Source organism: Peptostreptococcus russellii (assembly GCF_900110295.1).
GTDB lineage: Bacteria > Bacillota > Clostridia > Peptostreptococcales > Peptostreptococcaceae > Peptostreptococcus > Peptostreptococcus russellii_A.
The window spans coordinates 1-4805 of record NZ_FODF01000043.1; the positions used below are offsets into that span (position 1 = coordinate 1).

Consider the following 4805-nt stretch of genomic DNA (forward strand, 5'->3'; position numbering starts at 1 on the left):
AAGAAATCTGCTAAACCAGTAGAGAATCCAAATCCAGATATAGACTTGGAAAAACCAAAGCCATCTATTCCAAATAATTCTGATGAAGAGCCTTCAGCAGAGGATACTTCGAAAGAAATTGAAGCAAATGGTTTTGTAGAAAAGAAAAAGTTAAACTATGTAATTAAAGATTTAAAAGGCAATATTATCAAAAAAGATGGGCTTAAATTCATTGCAAATCAGAAAGATTCAGGTGGGTATAGTAAAAACTTTTTCTCAAAAAATGGTCATGTAGAATTTACTCCACTTGGAACAGATGGGGAAAATACTATTGAACTTAATGATGATGAATATGAATTGATAGATTATAATGCATATAAAGAAAAATACAGTTCTTCAGATATGACTTCAATAATAAATGGTTTGGAATATGGAAAAGATATATATGATAATAAAAAAATATCTATAGATAGTTTTGGAGAAGATGGACGAGCTACTGTAGACAAAGAAGCAGTAACTTTAGTCCTAAAGAAAAAGGGTGAAACAGATACAGGCGAAAGAAGTAGTTCACTACAGAGCCTTGATATTTTAAATCCTATGCTTAAAAAATCCATTAAAGTAGTAGAAACAGGAGAGCGTGGATTTGCAAAAAGAAAGCAGATAGATTTTCTTATAAAAGATACAGAAGGAAATATAGTAAGAGAGCCGTTGAAGTTCCATACTGAAACAGAAACTTCTGAGAATAATCTTCCAGCTAGAAGTTCAAAAGATGGACATTTACAGTATAACTTAGATGGAACTACGAGAAATATGAAAGTTGTTTTAGATAGCGATGAGTATGAGATGGTAAGTAGAAATGCATATTCAGAAAACTATGATTCTGCCGGATATATTACTTCTATAGGATTTGGAAAAGATTTATCTGACACAAGTTATAAAAAATATACTCTAGAGAAACTTAAAGACGGTGAAACAGAATATAGATTGCCAGAAGATAACTATGAAATACTGACAATAACAGTTAAAAAGAAGAGTTCAAAAGTAGAAGATGAAAAACCAGTATCAGATGGAACTTGTCCAGATGGAACTTGCCCAATAAGCGGAAATAAAGATAAAGAAAAAAATGATGAAAAAACTGTAGATGTAGATGTTGAGTGGACATTAAATAATCAAAAGTCAAAAGATAACAGCTTGGTGTTTGATGGAAAGTTAAAACTTCCTGAAAATATAAGTAACCCAAATGAACTATCAGTAAGATTAATAGCTGAAATAGAAGATAAAAAAGATGGATCTAGTTTACCTTCATCATCAGTATCTTCTAGTTCATCATCTAAATATATTGAAAAGAAAGATGATAGTATAGAACATATTGAAAATATAGCAGGTGAGAACAGAGAAAAAACATCAGTAGAATTAAGTAGAAAGCACTATTCAAAAACTGATACAGTAATACTTGTAAATGGATACAATTATGCAGATGCTCTAGTTTCTTCATCTTTAAGTTCTACTCTAAATGCTCCTATACTTTTAGTTAAAAGTAATTCTGTAAGCAAAGAAGTGGAGAATGAAATAGAAAGATTAGGTGCAACAAAGCTTATTGTAATCGGTGGAGAAAACTCAGTGTCATCTTCAAGTATATCTTCTTTAAATGTAAAGGATATAGAGAGGGTACATGGAAAAGATAGGTATGAAACTGCAAATAAGGTATATGATAAGTTAAATGATATGGGTAAAGTAAGCAAGTCAGCTATAATAGCTTCAGGAGAAGGATTTTCAGATGCCCTATCAGCAGCAACTATAGCAGGTACAGATTCAACGCCTATACTTTTAACAAAGTCTAGTTCGATTTCAGAAAGTACAGAGAGAAGAGCTAAGGGAATGGATTTAGTTGTTGTAGGTGGAAATAAGTCTGTAGATGATTCAGTAGTAAAGAAATTAGGAAATAATATAAATAGGCTAAGTGGAAAAGATAGATATGAAACTTCTAAATTGGTAGCGCAGTATAGATATCCTTTCTCAAACAAGGCTATAATAGCTTCAGGAGAAGGATTTGCAGATGCTCTTTCAATAGGTGGTATAACAGGAAAAGAAAAATCTCCTATAATACTTACAAGAAAAAATGAAACACCAAAAGAAGTCAGAGAATATTTGAAAAAGCTGAAGAAATTTGAAGTTGTAGGTGGAAATAGTACAATTGATAGAAGTCAGTTTAAAAAGAAATAAATAATATAAAAAAGAAAGTGGTTTTACCACTTTCTTTTTTACTTTTATATAGACTATACCATAAAAATTGTTTTTAATAAAAGAAAAATTACTTCCTAAGAGTTTCAATGAACATATTAATAAAACTTATAGTTATTCTATGATAATGTTATTTTTATTGATATAATAATAATAGATTATTAAAGGAAATAAGAACTTACTTTGAAATAAGAAAAATATTTAATCATAAGATACTATTATTTTAGAAAGGGGGATAAAATGCCGACTATAAAAGATGTGGCAGCTATGGCTGGGGTTTCAGTAGCTACTGTTTCAAGATATATAAATGAAAGTGGATATGTAGGTGAGAATACCAAAGAAAAGATAGCTAAAGCAGTAGAAGTTTTAGATTATACGCCTAATGAAGTTGCAAGGTCGCTATATAAAAAGACATCAAAGCTTGTAGGACTTCTTGTTCCTCGAATAGACAACCCGTATTTCAATAATATAATTACAGGTGTGGAACATGTGTGTAATGATAGAGGATATCATTTAATTATAAGTAATGTATCTAAAAATGAAGATGAAAAAAAATATATTGAATCTTTTATGACAAATAATGTAGCAGGAATAATATCTGCTATAGGAACCTCAGATATATATGAAAAGATAAAGTGTCCAATAGTTGGAGTTGACAGAGCCAGTAGTTCATTTGATCATACTGTTGTTTATGATGAAGAAAATGGTGGTAAGATGGCGGCAGAACTTATTGTTGAAGGAAATGCTAAAAAAGTTTTAATCGCTTCGGAAGTAAAAGAGATAAAAACATCAATGGAAAGATTAAAAGGAACTAAAGAAGTCCTTGAAATAAACGGAGTAGATTATGATGTTTACTACACTAAAGGAAGTGACTTTGAATCTGCTATGGCGCTAGTAGATTATATTGATGAATCAGATAAAAAATATGACTCAATAATAGCATGTAATGATTTATTTGCCCTATGTGTTGCTCTTCATATGGCTAGAACTGGAGTAAAAGTTCCGGAAGATGTTCAGATTGTGGGTTATGACGATACAATATTTTCAAAATTATCAAATCCACAACTATCAACTGTAAGGCATGATGGTGTACTTCTTGGAGAAAAATCAGCAGAAATGCTAATTGATATGATAGAAAAGAAAGAAATCAAAGAAAGTAAAATACAACTATTTTCGTCACTTGTAAAAAATGGTTCTACAAGATCTGAAAAGCATAGTTTTTAAATATGGTTTAAATATAAATCATTCTGTATTTATAATTTTATAGATGCAGAGTGATTTATATCTGTGGTAAAATTAAAAGAAGAGCAGTTGAATGATTTGACTGCATAAGGAGGAATATTATGAAAAAAATATTAGTTTTAGGAAGTCTTTCAACAGATTTTGTAGCTATAACAGATAGAAGACCAAATGTTGGAGAAACAGTTCAAGGAAATGAATTTTTCACTACGTTTGGTGGAAAGGGAGCTAATCAGGCTGTTGCTGCAGCTAGGCTAAACTCAAATGTAGTGATGTTAGGTAAGGTAGGCGTAGATAGTTTTGGAGAAGATATATTAGAAAATCTAAGAAAGAATTCTGTAGATGTAAAGTGTGTGGAATCGGTTACTTCAGTGTCTTCTGGGGCAGCATTGATAACGATAGCAGATTCAGATAACTCTATAGTTTACGTTCCTGGTGCAAATGGAAAAGTAGATGGTGAATATGTAAGAAAAAATAAAGATACTATAGAGGCCTGTGATATAGCCATAGCTCAAAATGAAGTTTCTGAAGATGCTATAGAAGTTCTAGCTGAAATTTGTATAGAGGCTAAGATACCTTTTATTTTGAATCCAGCACCATATAGAGAATTAAAAGCTTCTATATTAGAAAAAGCGACATATTTATTACCTAATGAAAGTGAATGTAAACTGCTTTATCCTGATTTAAGTATAGAAGAGGCAGTAGCGAAGCATCCCAATAAACTTGTTGTAACAATGGGATCTAAGGGAGTATTCTTTAATGATGGAAAAGAAAGCCATCTAGTAGAAACGTTTAAAGTAGATGCAGTAGATACCACAGGTGCAGGAGATACATTTATAGGAGGATTTGCAACGGGATTAGTAAATAATCTATCATTAGAAGATTCTATTATATTAGGTAATCTTTCTGCAAGTGAATCTGTAACAAAAATGGGAGCACAAGGTGGTATGCCTAGGCTTGAGGAACTTAAAAATAATAAAAACTATAAAAATAAATGGAAATTATAAGAGATAATAGGCATAAAAAGAGGATTTTATCTATTTTTATGCCTTAATAAACTAGTTTAATAGAATATAGTATTGCCTTTAGAAAAAAATAAAAAAAATCGGCAAAAAATATTGACAGTAATAATATAAAGTGGTATATTATTACTTGTCCTTGAAAAAGGAGTGCATAAAAAAGAAGTTTTTAAAAAGTCAAATTTAAAAATAAAAAAGTATTGACAAAAAACTTCAGATATGTTACTATTAATAAGTCGTCGAGAGGCGGCAGATGAACTTTGAAAATTGAACAGCAGGTTAATTCAATAAGCTGTTTTACAGCAATTGATTAATCGTTTAAACAAG

Annotated in this window: 3 protein-coding genes; all 3 read left to right on the forward strand. The window is 30.5% G+C overall.

The features are described 5' to 3' along the window. On the forward strand, positions 1-2202 hold a 2202-nt coding region (locus BMY82_RS09090; RefSeq protein WP_091976236.1), incomplete at its 5' end, for a cell wall-binding repeat-containing protein. A gap of 258 nt (positions 2203-2460) precedes the next feature. After that, a complete protein-coding gene (locus tag BMY82_RS09095) occupies positions 2461-3444 on the forward strand; it encodes a LacI family DNA-binding transcriptional regulator (protein WP_091976237.1) in 984 nt (327 codons plus the stop codon). A gap of 119 nt (positions 3445-3563) precedes the next feature. Continuing rightward, the gene (gene rbsK, locus BMY82_RS09100; RefSeq protein ID WP_091976238.1) at positions 3564-4466 is read left to right on the forward strand and encodes a ribokinase; all 903 of its coding nucleotides are present in this window, start codon (positions 3564-3566) and stop codon (positions 4464-4466) included. The last annotated feature ends 339 nt before the right edge of the window (positions 4467-4805 follow it).